Below are 17,523 nucleotides of genomic sequence, written 5' to 3'. Positions count from 1 at the left end.
CCTCCCGCGCCGCCGCCGCCCAACCCCGGGCCCGATACCCCGCCGCCGCCGCCGCCGCCCCCTCCGGGCAAGGATCCGGGAACACGGCCGCCTCCGCCGCCGCCGCCTCCTCCTCCCCCGTCGAAGGACTTGCCCGGCCGCGGCACAGGCAAGGGCCCTTCGAACTCCGGCTTGTCGGGTAGCCCCCCGAACTCCCTTCGCTGAAGCCGCGCGCGCACGCGGCAGGGGGACAATGAACGCCTCTTGCCGCAGGAGGCCTGCATGCCACCGATTTCGCGCCGCACCGCATTGCTGTCGCTCGGCAGCGTAGGCCTGTTGCCGCACCTGCCGGCGACTGCTGCCGCCGGCAAGATGCAGTCCTGGAAGCTCGCCACCCCACGGCAGGTCGGCATCCACGACGTGGCGCCCGCGCCCGACGGCGGCGTGTGGTTCAGCGCGCAGGCAAGCGGCCACCTCGGCTGGTTCGATCCAGCCACCGGCCGCACCGAGCTGGTCGCGCTTGGCGCCGGCTCCTCGCCGCACGGCGTCATCCAGGGGCCGGACAAGGCGGCATGGCTCACCGATGGAGGGCAGAACGCGATCGTGCGCGTGGGCTGGCCGGACCGCGCGGTGACGGTCCATCCGCTGCCCGCCGGCACCGGCCACGCCAACCTCAACACCTGCGCCTTCGATGGCGACGGCGACCTGTGGTTCACGGCCAGGGCGGCTGGGTCGGCCGCCTGGCGGTGAAGACCGGCCAGGTGACCGTGAAGGAAGCGCCGCGCGGCCGCGGGCCCTACGGCATCTGCGCCACCCCGGCGGGCGAGGTGTGGTGGTGCTCGCTGGCGGGTTCGTTCATCGCCCGCATCGATCGCCGTACCGGCGAATCGAGCATCGTCGAGCCGCCCACGCGCGACCAGGGCGCGCGCCGCATCTGGAGCGACAGCCGCGGGCGGCTGTGGGTGAGCGAATGGAACAGCGGCCAGCTTTCGGTGCACGACCCGCAGGCGCGCAGCTGGCGCCAGTGGAAGCTGCCCGGCGCCGCGCCGCGCGCCTACGCGGTGTACGTGGACGAGCGCGACACCGTGTGGGTGAGCGACTTCGGCGGCAACGCGGTGTTCTCGTTCGACCCGCGCAGCGAGCGCTTCGAGCGCCACGGATTCGAGCGCGACAGCGCCAACGTGCGGCAGATCCTGGGCAGGAAGGGCGAGGTCTGGCTGCCCGAGAGCGGCACGGGGCACATCTCGGTGATCCGGACCGGGTAATTCTTCACCGGCGCGGTAGGCAACTCCCGTACTGGCTCGCCCAAGCTCTGCGGTATTCTGAGCCAGCCCGGCCGTGCATGGGCGCAATCCATCCGGAGTTCGACGATGCCCTTGTCCCCTTCCCCCCGTACCGCCGCGGCGGCGCTTACCGTCGCGCTTGGCGCCTTGTCCGCTGCTGCCGTCCATGCCCAGCCGGTGCGCGGGTTCGCGGCCTCGCAGCCGATCCCGGATCGCTACATCGTGGTGTTCAAGAAAGACGTGCCGGACCATGGCGCAGAGGCGGCCGGCATCGTGCGCGGCGCTGGCGGGCAGCTGCACCACGTCTACGGCAACGCGCTCAAGGGCTTCACCGCTTCGCTGCCGGCCCGGGTGCTGCAGGGCCTGCGCAACAACCCGCACATTGAGTCCATCGAGCAGGACCAGACGGTGGCGCTCAGCGCCACGGAAAACCAGGCCACCTGGGGCCTGGACCGCATCGACCAGGCCGACCGGCCGCTCGACACCGTGTACAGCTACAACGCCACCGGCAGCGGCGTTTACGCCTTCATCATCGACACCGGCATCCGCGCCGACCACGCGGAGTTCACCGGCCGCGTGCTGCCCGGCACCACCAGCATCTCCGACGGCAACGGCACCAACGACTGCAACGGCCACGGCACCCACGTGTCGGGCACGGTGGGCGGCACGGTCTACGGCGTGGCCAAGCAGGTGAAGTTGATTCCGGTGCGGGTGCTGGACTGCAGCGGTTCGGGCAGCTGGTCGGGTGTGATCGCCGGCATCGACTGGGCCGCCAACAGCAGCCTGCGCCCGGCGGTGGCCAACCTGTCGCTGGGCGGCGGGCGGTCCAGCTCGGTGAACGCCGCGGTCGCGGGCGCGGTGGCCAAGGGCGTGGTGATGGCGGTCGCCGCCGGCAACGACAACGCCAACGCCTGCAACACCTCGCCGGCCAGTGAACCCAGCGCCATCACCGTGGGCGCCACCACCAGCGCGGATGCCCGCGCCTCGTATTCCAACTACGGCAGCTGCGTGGACGTGTTCGCGCCCGGCAGCGGCATCACCTCGGCCTGGAACACCGGCCCCACCGCCACCAACACCATCAGCGGCACCTCGATGGCGACGCCGCACGTGGCAGGCGTCGCGGCCCTGGTGCTGCAGTCCAACCCGGGCGCCACGCCGGCGGCGGTGGCCGCGTGGATCACCGCCAACGCCACGCCCAACCGCGTGAGCTTGGCCGGCACGGGCTCGCCCAACCTGCTGCTATACGCGCTGGGCGGCGGCACGCCGACCCCGCCGGCGGTGCAGACCATCGCGGTGAAGAGCCTGTCGGGCATCACCTCGAAAACCAGCCCCAAGGCCTGGAGGGCCACCGCCACGGTGGCGGTGCGCGACGTCGCGTCCGGCGCCGCGCTGGCCGGCGCCACCGTGTCCGCAACCTTCTCGCCTGGCGGCGCCGCCAGCTGTGCGACCGACGGCAGCGGCAGCTGTGCGATGTCCACCGACTACGCCGCCACCGTCAGCGGCGCCACTTTCACCGTCACCGGCATGGCGGGACCGAACATGGCCTACGACGCGAATGCGAACGCGGCCACCCAGCTGGTGTTCATCTCGCCGATCCGCAAGTAAAACTGGCAGGAGGCGCAACCCCTTTCGCAGGGGTGGCAAGCGCGCGCTGTAAACTGGTTTTGTCCGTGCCCGCACCGGGCGCGGCGCAACCAAAGTCCTCTTGAAGCACATCCGGCTCCTGACCATTCCCGCGGTGGCCGCCGCGGCCGGCGTGCTGTCGTTCGCCGCCGCCATCGGCATGGGCGGCCCGACGGCGCCGCCGCCCATGCCCAGCATCAACGACCCGTTCAAGGCCGTCGATTTCTCGCAGTTGCCGCCGCTGCGCCGTTATACCGCGGGCGATGGAGCGCATCTGGCGTACCGGTACTACCCCCCAGGCGAGCCGAAGGCAGCCGGCAGCGTGGTGCTGGTACACGGATCGGCGGCTAGCAGCGAAAGCATGCACGTGCTGGCCCAGGCCTATGCGCGCGCGGGCTACGCGGCCTATGGGCTGGACATGCGCGGCCACGGGGCCTCCGGGCCGAAGGGCCATATCGCCTACATCGGCCAGCTCGACGATGACCTGATGCAGTTCATGCACGCCGTCGCGCCGCCCCAGCCCGCCACGCTGGTGGGCTTTTCCGCCGGCGGCGGCTTCGCGCTGCGCATTGCAGGCAGCGCGCAGCAGCAGATGTTCCAGAGCTACCTGCTGCTGTCGCCCTTCCTGGGCCAGGACGCGCCCAACTACCGGCCGCACAGCGGCGGCTGGATCAACGTCGGCGTGCCGCGCGTGGCGGCGGTGTCGATGCTCAATGCGCTCGGCGTCCACGCGCTGGACGACCTGACAGTGGTGCGCTTCGCGCTGAACGAGCAGGCGCAGCGCTTTCTCACGCCATCGTATTCGTTCGCGATGGCGGCCAACTTCCGGCCGCGGGCCGACTACGTGGCCACCATGCGCGCCGTGAAGGAGCCCTGCGCGGTGCTGGCCGGCGCGGCGGACGAGGCCTTCGACACGCCCCAGCTCGAAGCCGTGGTGCGCAGCCAGCGGCCCGATTGGCCGGTGGCCCTGCTGCCGGGCATCGGCCACATTCCGCTGACCATCGACGCGCGCGCCGTGGATGCGGCAGTGCGTGCCACCGACAGCCTGCGCGCCAAGGGCGCCAAGGGCGTTTGAACGCGCCGCGGCGCGGCATTCACCTCACCACAGCAGTCCCATCAGCGCCGCGCGCACGGCGGCGGCCGTCTTGTTGCTGGTGCCCAGCTTCAGGCAGGCGTTGCGCACGTGGAAGCTCACCGTCGCTTCCGACAGCCCCAGGATCTGCGCGATGTCTTCGGCCGTCTTGCCGTCGCAGGACCAGCGCAGCACCTCGGTTTCGCGCGCGGAGAGGGCCGCGCCCATGTCCTCCTGCAGCAGGTCGCCCCAGGACTTGAGCATGCCCTCGTGGCACACGAAGGACAGCCACTTCAGGCGCTCGGTCTTGTCGAGCACCTCCTGGGCGGAGATGGGAGGATCTTTTCTGGCCAGCGTCAGCAGGCTCACCATGCCGCGCGCGTCGCGCCGCGGCTGCGCCCAGCCGTGCGCCAGGCCGTGGGCGGCGGCTTCGGTGCGGATTTCGCGGCATGGCGCGAACAGCGCGTCGGTCCACAGGATGGCGTCGTCGCTGACCAGCGCATGGGCGACCGAGGGATCGCGCCGGATGTAGCCGCGCTCGTCGTAGAGCTGCTGCCAGGCGATCGGATAGTTGCTGCACCAGGTGGCCCGCGGCGCGGCCAGCGGAATCGGTGCCTTCATTCCGAACGAGCAGTACTCGAAGCCGATCTTCTGCGCCTCGGCAAGGACCACGCTGAAGGTTTCCTCGCTGCTGCCCGCGGAACTGATCTGGCGCAGCTGACTGACCTGCCAACTTTTCATCTCTTCGCCCCCCCTGCGCCGCCGGTGCTTTGCACGGCGGCAATCTGAGCACTATAGCGTCAATCCGGCGCCATGCCCATCACCGCGCCGACGCCGTTGTGCCCCCCTGGGCGTGCAAATGCTGCAGCACGGCGGGCTGCCAGGCCCAGCTGCGCAGGTAGCCGTCCAGGCGCTGCAGCGTGGCCTCGCGGCCGAGGTCGACGCCGCGCGCGTCGGTGAGCATGAGGTTGGTGCGGATGGTGCCGGCGCGCAGCGTCAGCAGCGGAATGCCGGCACTGACGAACCAGTCCCAGCCGACGGAAATGCTGGCGTTGGCGGCGCCGATCCATTCGGTATAGCCGGTGGACTCCGGTGCGTCGGAGGGTGATTGCGCGCCTTGCGCGAAGGGTTCGAACTCGGGCACGTCGATGCCCGAATCCAAATGGTCGAGCCGCATGTGGACCAGCTCGCTCGCTGGGAAACGCAAAGCGAAATTCATGGCGCGGTGGTGTGGCGATGCAGGCTGCGAAATGGCATGCGGCGCAGTCTACGGCGCGCGCGCCTTCAAAACCGGCCACCTAGCACTTCTGTGAGTCCTAGCAGTTCTGCGAGTTGTTGGAAGCGATGCCAACGGATGCAATGCACCCATCCGAGCTGAGACACAACAAGCCAAAACGAGCCGAGGGAACACGCAAATGCAAATCCGCTGCTACACCGACGAAAACCTCACACCCGCACTGCGGGCCGCCACCGCGCGCTATCGCCACGAGGTCTTCGTCGAGCAGATGGGATGGGAGCTGCCCTGCGAGCCCGGCTACGAACAGGACGAGTTCGACACGGCCGGCGCCACGCACGTGCTGGCCTTCAACGAGGACGACGGCCGCATCGTCGGCTACGGCCGCCTGCTGCCCACCACGCAAACCTATCTGCTGGAGAAGCACTTCGCCAGCCTGGTGAACGGCACGCCGCCGCGCACCGCCGGCGTGTGGGAGCTGTCGCGCTACACCGCCAGCGACCCGCACGGCGGCAAGACCCAGGACGCCGAAGTCGGCAAGCGCGTGCTGCTGGCCGCGATGCGCTTCGCCGCGGCGCGCGGCGCGCACAGCCTGGTGTGCTGCACCACGGTGGCGATCGAGCGCCTGTCCAACCGCTGGGGCGTGCAGATGCAGCGGCTCGGCCCGCCGCAGCGCATCGACGGCTTCCTGCTGATCGCCGGCCAGATCGCCTTCACGCAGGAAGCCTGCGAAGCGCTCGGCGCGGCGCCGGTGCGGCCCACGCTTGCACCCGAACCCGAACGCGCTGCCTGGCGCTTCACCGGCTGGCCGGTGCGCACAGGCAGCACCGCGCGACACCGCACGCTGATGCCGGCGTAAGCGGCGCCACCCAGTTCCCCCATGCGCGGCGCACCTGCCGCGCGGCCTTCCCCTGCTTTTCTTACCAACCGAAAGTGAACGATGAGCGAACAAACCAAACTTGAACTGCTGGCCGTCGAAGTGGCCCGGATCCTAAACGTCGAGACGGTCGACGTCGACACGCCCATGGGCGAACTCGGGGTCGATTCCCTGAACGTGGTCGAACTGGTGCTGGTGTGCGAGCAGCTCTACACCGGCTCGGTGGACCCGGAGCGCCTGTCGATCGACCAGTACACCTCGCTGCGCGAGCTCGACGCGCAGCTGACCGAAGCCGCCGTCACCGCCGGCTGAGCGCCGCGCCCGACCCACCACCCACGCGACCGAGCCCTTTCATGCAAGACCCTCAACTGCTCGACGAACTGGCGCGGCAGGAATTCGCGACGCCCTGCTACGTCTTCGATCCCGCCGTCGTCGCGGCGAACTACCGCAGCCTGAAGGCCGCGCTCGGCACGCGGCTGGTCGTCTCGATCAAGGCCAACCCCGAGCTCAGCCTTCTGCTGCGCTGCGCGCACGAGTTCGTGGACGGCATCGAGTTCGCCAGCGTCGCCGAACTCGACCTGTCGATGGGCCGCGTCAACGCGCCCAAGTTCGCCAACAACCCGTCGATGGATGCGCAGTTCCTGCGCGGCGCCATCGCGGCCAAGGCGACCATCATCGTGGACGGCCTCGACCATGCCGAGCGCATCGTCAAGGCCAAGGGCGGGCGGCCCCTGCCGCCTGTGGTGCTGCGGCTGAACACCGCGGCGCTGATCGGCGCCAGCGGCGGCCGCGGGCTGCACGCCGACCACTTCGGCATGGACGTGCAGACCGCCTGCGCAGCGGTGGACCTGCTCGGCCGGGCGCGCTGCGAGGTCGCCGGCATCCACATGTTCGGCGGCTCGGGCCACTTCGCGGCCCGCCACCTGCAGGTGCTGGACGCGCTGCCCGCCGCGCTCGCCGTCATCGAGGCGCGCGTCGGCGCGCCGCTCGCCTTCCTGAACCTGGGCGGCGGCTTCGACCGCAACTGGGCTGCGCAGGACATCGACTTCGCCGGCTACCGCCGGCGGCTCGAAGCCTTCCGCCGCTACGACCTTGCGCACGAGTCCGGCCGCGCGGTGTTCCAGAGCGCTGGCTGGTTCCTCACCCGCGTGAATTCGGTCAAGCACATCGGCGGCAAGGCCTATGCAGTGTGCGACGGCGGCATCAGCCAGGCATTCCTGCTGTGCCAGACCGAGCGCTTCACCAAGCAGCTGCAGGCGCCGGCGATGGTGCGGGCGCAGGCCGGTACCGAGCCGCGGCGCTTCGACGGGCCGATCGCCTTCGTCGGCAGCTCGTGCAGCAGCGCCGACGTGATCGGCGCGCTGCCCGCGGGTTCCACGCTGCCCGAGGTGGGCGACCTGTGCTGCTTCGACAACTGCGGCGCCTACAGCCACACCTACACGCCCAGCCGCTTCCTGTCGGCCAAGACGGCCGGCATCTACATCCGGTCCTGAACCATGTCCCAGTCCTCCTGCCTCACCTACACCGGCCAGCTCGTGGCCTCGCCCTACGCGGGCGAACTCGCCGCGGCGGAGCCGCTGTCGATGCTGCTCATGAGCGAGGGCGACTACCTGGGCCTGCGCGCCTTCGAAAACGATGCGCCGCATCCGGTGCTGCTGTCGTACCGGCAGCACTACCGGTTGCTGGAGGACCTGGCGGTGCGCGCGCTGCGCGAGCTGCCCGGGCTGGCCCAGGTGCTGGTGCGCTTCCACACCGTCTACCTGCGGCCGCTGCCGACCGGGCTGATGCAGCCGCGTGTGCTGCTGGTGGACGACCCGTGCCGCATGGCCGGGGAGCTGCTGGCCGCTGGCGGCGACGGCATCCTGGTCATCGACGACCGCCTGCGCCGCGACACCAAAGAGCGCGGCGACAACCGCATCACGGTCACGCTGCATTCCCGCTCGGCCGACCCCGAAGGCTTCGCCGCCTTCCTGCGCGGCGCCGACTTCCACGCCGGTACCGCCGGCGCCCGCCACTGAACGCCACCACCGCCCACCATGAACTACACCCACCATTACGGAAACCTGATCACCGATGCGCTGGAAAGCGTCTCGCCGCTGCCCGAGCGGCTGCGCGCCGACCTGCACCGCTCGGTGGTGGGCCTGCTCGACTCGGCGCTGATCATCGAGGAGCCCTGCGCGTCCTTCGAGCGCAAGCCCGCCGAGATGGCCTCGACGCTGCAGGTGGACGAGCGCTTCGCTGGCGCGCTCGACCGCATCGTCGCCGCCGTCGAGGCCGACGGCCTGGCGCCGCACTACATGAAGATGATGCGCGAGTTCGCCACGGCGATGTTCACGCTGTTCTCCACCGACGAGCAGATGGCCAAGGTGCGCGCCTGGGTGGCCGCGGGCAGCAGCTCGTGCTTCCTGATGACCGATGCCGGCGGCCCGTCGCCGGCACACTGGAAGACCCAGGTCCGCATGGCCGAGGGCACGCAGATGCTGGGCGTGGACAAGGTATGGGCGATGGGCGGCGACGGCGACCTGTTCGCCATCGTCGCGGCCAGCGTGCCCAACGGCCTGTACCCCACCGCGTTCCTGCTGTCGCCCGAGCAGTGCCGCGCGCTGCGCCGCACCGAGGCCGGCCCGGCGATGCTGGACGGCGTGATCCGGCTGCAGAACGTCAAGGGCAAGGTCGAGGTGAGCAACGCCGACAAGCTGACCCGCGGCGGGCCGACCATGCTCAACCGGCTGCTGACCATCGTGCGCCCGCAGCTGGTGCGCTGCCTGATGAGCCATCTGAAATGGCTGGCACGCAACGGCCGCGCCGAACTCGACGACGACACGCGCAAGGCCATCGAATCGATCCAGGCGATCGCCGCGCACCTGGCGGTGCGACCCTACGGCAACTCGGTGGTGACGCAGGTGATGGCCGCCAAGTTTGCCAGCAACGAACTGCTGGCGCGCTTGGTCGCCGACGGCCGCGTGCGCACGCCGGCCGACCAGCGCGACCTGCTGGCGTTCACCAAGATGGAAGGCAGTTCGTACCGGTGCCTGCGCGAGATCTACACCAAGGCCTACGCCTACAACCGCCCCGCCGCGCTGAAGGCGGCCTGAGCCCAACCGACTTCCAGGAACCATCCATGAGCGCCGTCCTTTCCTCCTTCGCCCAGCCGCCGGTCTTCATGCCGGCGGCGATCGCGGCACCCCTCGCGCGCACCCAGCGCTACGAGCGGTCCGTCGTCAGTTTCGTCCCCTTCACCCTGGAGAGCGCCGAAGTCGCCGGCGGCTGGCTGGAGGACCCGCAGAACCACAAGTGGCTGGACTTCGGCGGCGGCCGCCAGGTGCTGTCCGGCCGCGCGCTGCACTACATGAGCAAGTCGAAGGACAACTTCATCCGCTCGATGGTGGCCGACCACACGCGCCAAGTCGGCGTGATCGGGCTGCAGCACGTGAGCAGCCCGTTTCGCAACGCCATGCTGTGGGGCGTGCGGCCGCGCCTGCGCCCGCCGGCGCGCACCCACGCGTGGATCGAGATCAAGCAGTTCCTGGAACTCGGCTTCCGCGAATTGGACCTTCACTCGGTCTATGCCTGGGTGGCGGAATCGAACCGGCTCTCGCTCGCCAACCTGGAACGGGTCGGGTTCAAGGTGCAGGGGCGGCAGCGCTGCGCCCACGTGGTCGACGGCGTGATGCAGGACCGCATCCTGCTGGACCTGCTAGCCAGCGAGTTCGAGCCCCACCTGTCCGGCGGGGACGCGTGATGGAACGCGACGACGTCATGTTTGCCGAGCGCCGCCTGCCCGGCGCCGCAGCCCCGCTGCACACCTTCGAGGCGCCCACGCGGGTGCTGCTCAACGAGGACCACGGCATCGGCGACGGCGGCCTGAACGGACTGTACGAGAAGGCCAAGGCGCAGCAGTGGGACGCCGCGCGCGATCTCGACTGGTCGCAGCCGCACTCGCCCACCAACCCGCTGGCCATGCCCGACGGCACGCTGGCGATCCACGGCACGCGGCTGTGGAACTCGATGGACGAGGCGACCCGCAACCAGCTGCGCCACGACATCCAGAGCTGGAACCTGTCGCAGGTGCTGCACGGCGAACAGGCGGCGCTGATCTGCGCGGCGCGGCTGGCGCAGGGCGAAGGTGCGCTGGAGATGAAGCTGGCCGCCGCCAGCCAGGTGATCGACGAGGCGCGGCACATCGAGGCCTATGCCCGGGTGGCGCGCACCCGCTTCGCCTCCACCTTCGCGATCTCCTCGCCGCTGCGCGCGCTGTTCGGCAACATCGTCTCGGAGTCGCGCCCGGACTTCACCTGCCTGGGCATGCAGATCCTGGTGGAAGGCATGGCGCTGTCGCTGTTCCAGAACCTGCGCGCCTATACCGGCTGCCCGCTGTTCCGCGAGCTGCTGACGCTGGTGCTGCGCGACGAGGCGCGCCACTTCGCCATCGGCAAGCTGGCGCTCGCCCAGTCCTGCGCCGAGCTGGACGACCACGGCCGCGCCGAGCGCGAGGAGTTCATCTGCGAATCCGCGCTGCGGCTGAACGAGCACACCAGCGCCAGCGAGATCTGGGCCACCGTGGGCTTGAGCAAGGCCCAGCGCAAGGAGCTGGTGTTCGACAGCCACGTCTCCCAGAACCTGCGCCGTTCCATCTTCCGCCGCCTGGTGCCCGCGGTGCGCGACATGGGCCTGCTGGGCGCCAAGGCACGCCAGGTGTTCGCCGGCCTCGGGATGCTCGAGTACGCCGCCTTCCCCGCCGCCGCTTGAGACAGAGGAGCCAACCATGACCGCAATCACCCTGAAGGCCGCGAGCTACTGGCGCTACCACGCGCCCTGCTTCGGCGCCGGCGCCGGCGCGGAAGCCGCCATCGGTTCGATGGCCGACGGCATCGGCACGCAGGCCGTGCACGCCCTGGCGCTGGCCGGCGCGCAGTGGCAGCCGACCGACTTTGTCGTCTGCTCCACCATCGTCTCGTCGATGGTGACCGAAGTGGCCGACGACTCGGCCGGGCTGTTCCGCGAGCGGCTGCGCAGCCGGCTGCCGGGCAGCGCACCCTACGTGGTCAACGCCTACGAGTGCGCCTCCTGGGGCTACGTGCTGCGCCACTGCGCGGCGCTGTCGGGCCCGCGCCGCGTGCTGCTGGCCATCGCCGACCTGGACGTGCACCAGTTCGCCCATTGGACCGATGCCGAGATCTGGCGCAACCTGTGGGGCGGCACCGGCTTCGGCGTGGCCATTCTGTGCCTGGAACTCGGCGAAGGCGCGAACGACGCGCTGCTGCTCGGGCCGGGCGCGGGGGCGAACTCGATGATGGAATTCGCCAAGCACCTGAAGACCGCCATCGCGCGGACGCCGGATGCCGCGCTCTGCCAGCCCTTCTTCCCGCTCAAGACGCAGGAGATGTTCGCCAAGCTGGTGGGCACGCCGAATCCGCAGCCCGCGCTGCACGCCGGCTGGGGCCACTGCTTCGGCAGCGATCCGTGGATCGCGCTGATCACCCGCTGCCAGGAAGCCGGCGCGCCGCGGCCGGACACCGCCATCGTCGCCTCCCTTGCCTTCAACGGCTACAGCGCCGTGGCCGCCGTCGGGCTGGCCCCGGACGCGCGCGTCGATCTGCAGGACCGCCCGGCGCTGCTCGCCGCGGCACCCACCGTCGCCCCGCGGCAGCCCGCCTGCCCGGCCCCCCTTTCCCTCCACACCGAAGAACCTTGCCATGCCCTCAACTGACCGCACCGATCGCGACGGGACCTACCTCGTCGACATGGAAGAACTGGACTTCTTCCTCTGGGAGCAGTTTCCCGAGAACGAAGCGCTGCTGGCCGCCGGCCCGCACAGCGGCTGGGACCGCGACCGCTTCGCCCGCGTGCTGACCCAGGCGCAGGCCTTCGCTCGCAAGCTGGGCGACGCCTACCAGGATTCGGACCGCGAAGGCTGCACGCTCGATGCGCAAGGCAACGTGCGCCTGCCCTCGGCCTACCCCGCGCTGTGGGAGGAGTTCCGCAAAAACTGGGTGGTGGGCAAACCGGTCGAAGGCGAGCCCGCCGGCGCCGACGACCCGGTCCGCCCGATCCTGCCGCCGCTGCTGGCGCAGGTGGTCTACGAAATGTTCATGGGCGCCAATCCTTCGTTCATGACCTACGGCGGCTTCTCGCGCCCGGCCTCCAAGATCATCCACCGCTCCGGCACGCCGGAGCAGAAGGCCGCCTTCTTCCCGAAGCTGCACGCCCAGGAATGGGACGCCTGCTTCTGCTCCAGCGAAGCGCAGGCCGGCAGCGACGTGACCGCGCTGCACACGGTGGGCACGCCCATCGAGGGCGGCGGTGACCTCTACAGCATCGTCGGCGAGAAGCGCTTCATCTCCGCCGGCATGCACCAGCTGACCGACAACACGCTGTACTTCGTGCTGGGCCGGGTCGACAGCGCGACGCCGGGATCGTTCTCGCTGTCGTGCTTCATCGTGCCCAAGTACCTGATGCGGGCCGACGGCAGCCGCGTCTCCAACCATGTGGAATGCCTGCGGCTGGAAGACAAGATGGGCCTGAACGGCTGCGCCAACACGCAGCTGCGCTTCGGCCACGCCGGCCCGACCCACGGCCACCTGCTGGGCAACCGCAAGAACGTGGGCCTGCTGCAGCTGATGCCGCTGATGGCCGACGCGCGCATGACCACCGGCCTGTTCGCGCTGGGCATGGCCTCCAGCGCCTACCACCACAGCCTGCGCTACGCCCGCTCGCGCATCCAGGGCCGGCCGTTCCACAGCGCGGCCAATGCGCTCGCCGACCGCGTCAGCATCATCGAGCACCTGGACGTGCAGCGCATGCTGCTGGAGATGAAGAGCAAGGTCGAGGGCTGCCGCGGCCTGCTGGGCAAGATGAGCCTGCAGCTGTCGCGGCAGCTGGCGATGCGCAAGGGGCCCGCGCCCGACGACAAGGCGCTGGACCGGGCGCAGCGCCTCATTCTGTTCTACGTGCCCATCGTCAAGGCCTACGTGTCCGACCAGGCCTGGCGCATCTGCGAGCTGGGCATCCAGGTGCACGGCGGCGTCGGCTACACCAAGGACACGCCGGTGGAGCAATACGCACGCGACGTGAAGGTGCTGTCGATCTGGGAAGGCACCAACTACATCCAGTCGCAGGACCTGCTGCGCGAGAAGCTCTCGTTCGGCCGCGACTCGCGCACCATCCGCTACTTCCGCGAAGACGTCGAGGCCTTCCTGGACACGGTGGACGTGCCCGACCTGGCAGACGAATGCGCCCGGCTGCGCGAGGCGCTGGCCGCCAGCGTGGAAGCGCTCGATGTGCTGGGCGGCATCGTCAAGTCCGGCCGCATGGAGCGCGTCAGCCAGTACTCCACGCGCCTGCTGGAGATGCTGGCCGAAACCAGCCTGGGCTGGGTGCTGCTGGAAGCCGCGGTGGCCGCCAAACGCGCGCTGGCGCGCCGCCCGGCCGGAGACCCCAAGGCCGCGTTCTACCTGGGCAAGGTGGATTCCGCGCGCTTCTTCATCCACAACATCCTGCCTGCCGTGCACACACGGCTGCAGATCATGCGCAACCACGAACACAGCCTGGTTGCGATGTCCAGCGAGCGCTTCGGCTACCTCGCCCCTGAAACCCTGCCGGCCCAAGAGGCCGCACTGTGCGAGGAGATCTGACATGGTCACGCTATTCGATTCGCTGCAAGCCACCGCGGCCCTGCGCAGCGCCCACCCGGCGCTGATCCACCAGAACGACAGCATCGCCTACGGCGCGCTACTGGCCCAGGCGCGCGCTGCCGCCGGCGCGATGCGCGAGTGCGGTGTGTGCACCGGCGACCGCGTTGCCATCTATGCCGACAAGCGCTTCGAGATGGTGCTGGCGATGCTGGGCGCCTCGGCCCTCGGCGCAGTGTTCGTGCCGGTCAATCCGCAGCTCAAGCCCCACCAGGTGATGCACATCCTGCGCGACGCCGAGGCGAAGCTGCTGGTCACCACCGGCGGGCGCCACGACGCGCTGTGCGCGCTCGAAGGCACCGTCCCCGCCACGCTGCTGCTCAGCGACGCAGGCGACCGCAAGGAACGCGCCGCGGCGCGCTGGAACGAGCGGCTCGCCGCCGCCGCGCCGCTGGAATGCGGCGCCTCGGTGGTAGACAGCGACCTGGCCGCCATCCTCTACACCTCCGGCTCCACCGGCATGCCCAAGGGCGTGATGGTGACGCACCGCAACCTGGGCTCGGGCGCCGCCAGCGTCAACCAATACCTGGGCAACCGGCCAGAGGAAGTGATCCTGTCGCTGCTGCCCCTGAGCTTCGACGCGGGCCTGAGCCAGCTGACCACCGCCATCGGCATCGGCGCCACGCTTGTGCTGCTGAACTTCCTGACCGCCGCCGAAGTGGTGCGCGTCTGCCAGAAGCACGGCGTGACGGCGATGACCGCGGTGCCGCCGCTGTGGCACCAGCTCACCGCCGCCGCCTGGCCGGCCGAGGTGGCGGGGCGGCTGCGCTACTTCGCCAACACCGGCGGCCACATGCCGGCCACGCTGCTGGCCACGCTGCGCGCGCTGTTCGTGAATGCGAACCCGTACCTGATGTACGGCCTAACCGAAGCCTTCCGCTCCACTTACCTGGACCCGGCCGAAGTGGACCGCCGGCCCAACTCCATCGGCAAGGCGGTGCCAAACGCGCAGATCCTGGTGCTGCGCCCCGACGGCAGCGAATGCGATCCCGGCGAGCACGGCGAACTGGTGCACCGCGGCGCCTTCGTCACCCGCGGCTACTGGAAGGACCGCGAGCGCACCGAGGAGAAATTCCGCCGCCTGCCGGCCGCGCTGATGGGACCGCTGGGCGAGGAGATCGCCGTGTGGTCGGGCGACATCGTCCACCGCGACGACGAAGGCTTCCTGTACTTCGTCGGCCGCAAGGACGACCTGATCAAGGTGTCGGGCTACCGCATCAGCCCGACCGAGATCGAGGAAGTGGTGCTGGCCACGGGGCTGGCGCGCGAAGCCGCGGTGATCGGCGTGCCGCATCCCACGCTGGGCGCCGAGATCGTCGCTTTCGTGGTGCCGGCGGACGACCAGCTGCACGACGTGCAGGTGATCCAGGCCTGCAAGCCGCGGCTGCCGACCTACATGGTGCCCGCGCGCGTGGTTCTGCTGGACGCGCTGCCGCGCAACGGCAACGGCAAGTTCGACCGCAAGCAGCTGGCGGCCGACCTGCAGGCGCGCGACAGCCAAACCGCCCTGGTGGCCGAACCCGCGTGACCGACGGAGCAAATGGCATGAACACCACCCCCGCACTGTCCGCCGCAGGTCTCGGCATGCGCTACGGCAGCAAGCACGTGCTCGACGGGCTGGACCTGGAGGTCCGGCGCGGCGAAATCCTCGCCCTGCTGGGCGCCAACGGCGCCGGCAAGACCACGCTGCTGTCCATCCTCACTGGCCTGCGCCGCCCCGGCGCCGGCCAGGTGCGGGTGTTCGGGCAGGACCCGCAGGAGACAGCGGCGCGCGGCCTGATCGGCGTGATGCTGCAGGACTGCGAGCTGCCGCCCAGCCTGCGCGTGGGCGAGCTGATCGAGCTGTTCCGGCGCCTCTATGCGCAGCCTTTGCCGATGGACGAGATCCTGCGGCTGGCCGGCCTGGAGGGCCTGCAGTCGCGCGATGTCGCCAAGCTCTCGGGCGGCCAGAAGCAACGCGTGAAGTTCGCGCTGGCCGTCGCCGGCGATCCGCCGCTGCTGTTCCTCGACGAGCCCACGGTGGCAATGGACGCCGAGTCGCGCCGCCGCTTCCTGGCCGCGCTGCGCGAGCGCGTGGCGCGCGGCTGCTCCATCGTGCTGACCACCCACCACCTGGAGGAGGTCGACGCGGTGGCCGACCGGATCGCGGTGCTGCACGGCGGCGCCATCCTCAGCTGCGGCTCGCCCGCCCAGATCAAGGCGTCCATGGGCGGCAAGCTGCTGCGCTTCCACAGCGATGCGGCCACCGAAGGCGGCCTGCGCAGCATCCCGGGCGTGACGCAGGTCGCGCAGGGCGACGGTCACTGGTGCGTGCAGACCTCGCAGCCGGAGGACAGCCTGCGCGCGCTGCTGGGCGGCATCCACGACGTGCGCGACATCAGCGTGCGCGCCTTCGGCCTCGAAGAGGCCTTGTCCAACCTGACGGCCGCGGCCGAACAAAGGGTTTACCAATGACCGCCTTGACCAACACCCTGGCCAGCCCCGCCGCCCGGGCCCCGCGCGCCGTGGCGCGCGCATCGCACGGCGCCGCGCTGCGCCACTTCGTGCGAATGGAGTTCCTGAAGCTGCTGCGCATGCCGACTTTCGTGATCCCGGTGCTGCTGTTCCCGATCCTGTTCTTCGCCATGTTCGGCATGCGCCAGCTGCAGGATTCGCTGGGTGGGCTAGATGGCGGCTCCTACATGCTGGTGGCCTACGGCAGCTACACCGTGATGTCGGTGGCGATGTTCTCCTTCAGCGTTTCGGTGGCGGTGGAGCGCTCGCTTGGCTGGCACGCGCTGCTGCGCGCCTCGCCAATGCCGGCCTGGGTCTACTTCCTCGGCAAGAGCCTGCTCACCGCGGTGTTCGGCATGCTCAGCGTGGCGGTGCTGTTCGCCTTCTGCAGGTTCGTGGCCGGCATCCAGGTGCCTGCCGGCATGCTGCTGGGCGTGCTGGGCTGCCTGGCCATCGGGCTGGTGCCGTTCTCCGCGCTGGGGCTGCTGCTGGGCTACGTGCTTGGGCCGAACTCGGTGGTGGGCGTGGCCAACGGCCTGTTCCTGTGCCTGGCCTTCGCCTCCGGCATCTTCGTGCCCTACCCGGCGCTGCCGCAGCTGGTGCGGGAGATCGCGCTGTATCTGCCGTCCTACCACCTGGCGCGCATGGGCTGGAACGTGGTCTCGCAGCACCCGCTGGCCGACCAGCTGCCCCACCTCGCCTGGCTCGCCGGTTACTCCGTGCTGTTCTTTGGCGCCGCCCGCCTGGCCTACCAGCGCGGCTCCCACAAGGCGCAGGGCTGAAGCCCCGCGCTCCGCCTCCCCTTCACCGCACCCACAGGTCCCACCATGTCCCTGCTCCTCCTGCCGCCGTTCCTGATGGCCGCCACGCTGCTGCTGCTCGCCGCTGCCATCGCCTTCGGCACCCGCAAGCGGCCGCCGCCACTGCCCACCCTAACGCACTCGCTGGAGCGGCTGGCCGCCATGCGCTTTCCCGCCGCGCACCGCTTCGCCGCCCGCGACGGCGTCGAGCTGGCCTACCGCGAATACCCCGCCGCCGGCGCCTCGCAGATCGCGGTGCTGGTGCACGGCTCGATCCACGACTCGCGCACCATGCACTCGGTGGGCGCGCTGCTGGCGATGCAGGGCGTGGCCGCCTATGCGCTGGACGTGCGCGGCCACGGCGGCTCCGGGCGGCGCGGGTTGGCGGGCCGTCACGTCGCTCCCACCGAACTCGCCCGCCCCATCGCCGCCGCTGAGGCGACAGTGGGGGCGGCGATGTTCAGTCGGTCA

Annotated in this window: 19 protein-coding genes; 17 read left to right on the top strand and 2 right to left on the bottom strand. The window is 70.3% G+C overall.

Going from position 1 to position 17,523, the window contains the following annotated elements; genetic code table 11:
* The first annotated feature begins 261 nt into the window (after positions 1-261).
* From H0U68_RS12420 to H0U68_RS12405, 4 genes are all read left to right on the top strand, one after another.
* Positions 262-729: a hypothetical protein gene (locus tag H0U68_RS12420; protein ID WP_296356001.1), complete on the top strand. Its 468-nt coding sequence runs from the start codon at positions 262-264 to the stop codon at positions 727-729.
* Entirely contained in the window at positions 687-1,244 is a 558-nt protein-coding gene (locus H0U68_RS12415; RefSeq protein WP_296355999.1) for a hypothetical protein, read from the top strand. Before H0U68_RS12420 ends, H0U68_RS12415 begins: the two co-directional genes overlap by 43 nt.
* A gap of 105 nt (positions 1,245-1,349) precedes the next feature.
* The gene (locus H0U68_RS12410; protein WP_296355998.1) at positions 1,350-2,867 is read left to right on the top strand and encodes a S8 family serine peptidase; all 1,518 of its coding nucleotides are present in this window, start codon (positions 1,350-1,352) and stop codon (positions 2,865-2,867) included.
* Positions 2,868-2,967: 100 nt separating this feature from the next.
* Positions 2,968-3,960, top strand: a complete 993-nt coding sequence (locus tag H0U68_RS12405) for an alpha/beta fold hydrolase (protein WP_296355996.1) — start codon at positions 2,968-2,970, stop codon at positions 3,958-3,960.
* Between the two features lie 24 nt (positions 3,961-3,984).
* On the opposite strand, the gene H0U68_RS12400 is transcribed toward H0U68_RS12405, so the two are convergent.
* Positions 3,985-4,698, bottom strand: coding sequence for an autoinducer binding domain-containing protein (locus H0U68_RS12400; RefSeq protein WP_296355993.1), 714 nt, complete (start codon positions 4,696-4,698; stop codon positions 3,985-3,987).
* A gap of 79 nt (positions 4,699-4,777) precedes the next feature.
* Positions 4,778-5,176: a DUF4902 domain-containing protein gene (locus H0U68_RS12395; protein WP_296355992.1), complete on the bottom strand. Its 399-nt coding sequence runs from the start codon at positions 5,174-5,176 to the stop codon at positions 4,778-4,780.
* Positions 5,177-5,372: 196 nt separating this feature from the next.
* Here H0U68_RS12395 and H0U68_RS12390 point away from each other — a divergent pair, with 196 nt between their 5' ends.
* The 13 genes from H0U68_RS12390 to H0U68_RS12330 all read left to right on the top strand — a co-directional run.
* Positions 5,373-6,050, top strand: coding sequence for an acyl-homoserine-lactone synthase (locus tag H0U68_RS12390; protein WP_296355989.1), 678 nt, complete (start codon positions 5,373-5,375; stop codon positions 6,048-6,050).
* A gap of 81 nt (positions 6,051-6,131) precedes the next feature.
* Positions 6,132-6,380, top strand: coding sequence for an acyl carrier protein (locus H0U68_RS12385; protein WP_296355987.1), 249 nt, complete (start codon positions 6,132-6,134; stop codon positions 6,378-6,380).
* Positions 6,381-6,421: 41 nt separating this feature from the next.
* The gene (locus H0U68_RS12380) at positions 6,422-7,561 is read left to right on the top strand and encodes a PLP-dependent decarboxylase (RefSeq protein WP_296355985.1); all 1,140 of its coding nucleotides are present in this window, start codon (positions 6,422-6,424) and stop codon (positions 7,559-7,561) included.
* Between the two features lie 3 nt (positions 7,562-7,564).
* Positions 7,565-8,086 carry a hypothetical protein gene (locus tag H0U68_RS12375; protein ID WP_296355983.1) on the top strand — a complete coding sequence of 174 codons (522 nt, stop codon included), beginning with the start codon at positions 7,565-7,567 and terminating at the stop codon, positions 8,084-8,086.
* A gap of 18 nt (positions 8,087-8,104) precedes the next feature.
* Complete coding sequence (locus tag H0U68_RS12370; protein ID WP_296355981.1) at positions 8,105-9,163, top strand: hypothetical protein; 1,059 nt, start codon at positions 8,105-8,107, stop codon at positions 9,161-9,163.
* 26 nt (positions 9,164-9,189) lie between these two features.
* Positions 9,190-9,810, top strand: coding sequence for a GNAT family protein (locus H0U68_RS12365; RefSeq protein ID WP_296355979.1), 621 nt, complete (start codon positions 9,190-9,192; stop codon positions 9,808-9,810).
* Positions 9,810-10,817, top strand: coding sequence for a ferritin-like domain-containing protein (locus tag H0U68_RS12360; protein WP_296355974.1), 1,008 nt, complete (start codon positions 9,810-9,812; stop codon positions 10,815-10,817). Before H0U68_RS12365 ends, H0U68_RS12360 begins: the two co-directional genes overlap by 1 nt.
* Before the next feature lie 16 nt (positions 10,818-10,833).
* Positions 10,834-11,778: a hypothetical protein gene (locus H0U68_RS12355; RefSeq protein WP_296355973.1), complete on the top strand. Its 945-nt coding sequence runs from the start codon at positions 10,834-10,836 to the stop codon at positions 11,776-11,778.
* The gene (locus tag H0U68_RS12350) at positions 11,765-13,702 is read left to right on the top strand and encodes an acyl-CoA dehydrogenase (protein ID WP_296355970.1); all 1,938 of its coding nucleotides are present in this window, start codon (positions 11,765-11,767) and stop codon (positions 13,700-13,702) included. Before H0U68_RS12355 ends, H0U68_RS12350 begins: the two co-directional genes overlap by 14 nt.
* A gap of 1 nt (position 13,703) precedes the next feature.
* Positions 13,704-15,287, top strand: a complete 1,584-nt coding sequence (locus H0U68_RS12345) for an acyl-CoA ligase (AMP-forming), exosortase A system-associated (RefSeq protein ID WP_296355969.1) — start codon at positions 13,704-13,706, stop codon at positions 15,285-15,287.
* A gap of 17 nt (positions 15,288-15,304) precedes the next feature.
* Positions 15,305-16,213: an ABC transporter ATP-binding protein gene (locus tag H0U68_RS12340; protein ID WP_296355967.1), complete on the top strand. Its 909-nt coding sequence runs from the start codon at positions 15,305-15,307 to the stop codon at positions 16,211-16,213.
* Positions 16,210-17,034 carry an ABC transporter permease gene (locus tag H0U68_RS12335; protein ID WP_296355965.1) on the top strand — a complete coding sequence of 275 codons (825 nt, stop codon included), beginning with the start codon at positions 16,210-16,212 and terminating at the stop codon, positions 17,032-17,034. Before H0U68_RS12340 ends, H0U68_RS12335 begins: the two co-directional genes overlap by 4 nt.
* A gap of 45 nt (positions 17,035-17,079) precedes the next feature.
* On the top strand, positions 17,080-17,523 hold a 444-nt coding region (locus H0U68_RS12330), incomplete at its 3' end, for an alpha/beta hydrolase (protein WP_296355963.1).

This window comes from Ramlibacter sp. (genome assembly GCF_013697775.1).
Lineage (GTDB): Bacteria > Pseudomonadota > Gammaproteobacteria > Burkholderiales > Burkholderiaceae_C > Ramlibacter.
This window is presented reverse-complemented; position numbering and strand designations above follow the sequence as displayed.

Coding starts and splice junctions, on each gene's coding strand:
- H0U68_RS12420 (WP_296356001.1), top strand. CDS start 262: ATGCCACCGATTTCGCGCCGCACCGCATTGCTGTCGCTCGGCAGCGTA.
- H0U68_RS12410 (WP_296355998.1), top strand. CDS start 1,350: ATGCCCTTGTCCCCTTCCCCCCGTACCGCCGCGGCGGCGCTTACCGTC.
- H0U68_RS12400 (WP_296355993.1), bottom strand. CDS start 4,698: ATGAAAAGTTGGCAGGTCAGTCAGCTGCGCCAGATCAGTTCCGCGGGC.
- H0U68_RS12395 (WP_296355992.1), bottom strand. CDS start 5,176: ATGAATTTCGCTTTGCGTTTCCCAGCGAGCGAGCTGGTCCACATGCGG.
- H0U68_RS12390 (WP_296355989.1), top strand. CDS start 5,373: ATGCAAATCCGCTGCTACACCGACGAAAACCTCACACCCGCACTGCGG.
- H0U68_RS12385 (WP_296355987.1), top strand. CDS start 6,132: ATGAGCGAACAAACCAAACTTGAACTGCTGGCCGTCGAAGTGGCCCGG.
- H0U68_RS12380 (WP_296355985.1), top strand. CDS start 6,422: ATGCAAGACCCTCAACTGCTCGACGAACTGGCGCGGCAGGAATTCGCG.
- H0U68_RS12375 (WP_296355983.1), top strand. CDS start 7,565: ATGTCCCAGTCCTCCTGCCTCACCTACACCGGCCAGCTCGTGGCCTCG.
- H0U68_RS12370 (WP_296355981.1), top strand. CDS start 8,105: ATGAACTACACCCACCATTACGGAAACCTGATCACCGATGCGCTGGAA.
- H0U68_RS12365 (WP_296355979.1), top strand. CDS start 9,190: ATGAGCGCCGTCCTTTCCTCCTTCGCCCAGCCGCCGGTCTTCATGCCG.
- H0U68_RS12360 (WP_296355974.1), top strand. CDS start 9,810: ATGGAACGCGACGACGTCATGTTTGCCGAGCGCCGCCTGCCCGGCGCC.
- H0U68_RS12355 (WP_296355973.1), top strand. CDS start 10,834: ATGACCGCAATCACCCTGAAGGCCGCGAGCTACTGGCGCTACCACGCG.
- H0U68_RS12350 (WP_296355970.1), top strand. CDS start 11,765: ATGCCCTCAACTGACCGCACCGATCGCGACGGGACCTACCTCGTCGAC.
- H0U68_RS12345 (WP_296355969.1), top strand. CDS start 13,704: ATGGTCACGCTATTCGATTCGCTGCAAGCCACCGCGGCCCTGCGCAGC.
- H0U68_RS12340 (WP_296355967.1), top strand. CDS start 15,305: ATGAACACCACCCCCGCACTGTCCGCCGCAGGTCTCGGCATGCGCTAC.
- H0U68_RS12335 (WP_296355965.1), top strand. CDS start 16,210: ATGACCGCCTTGACCAACACCCTGGCCAGCCCCGCCGCCCGGGCCCCG.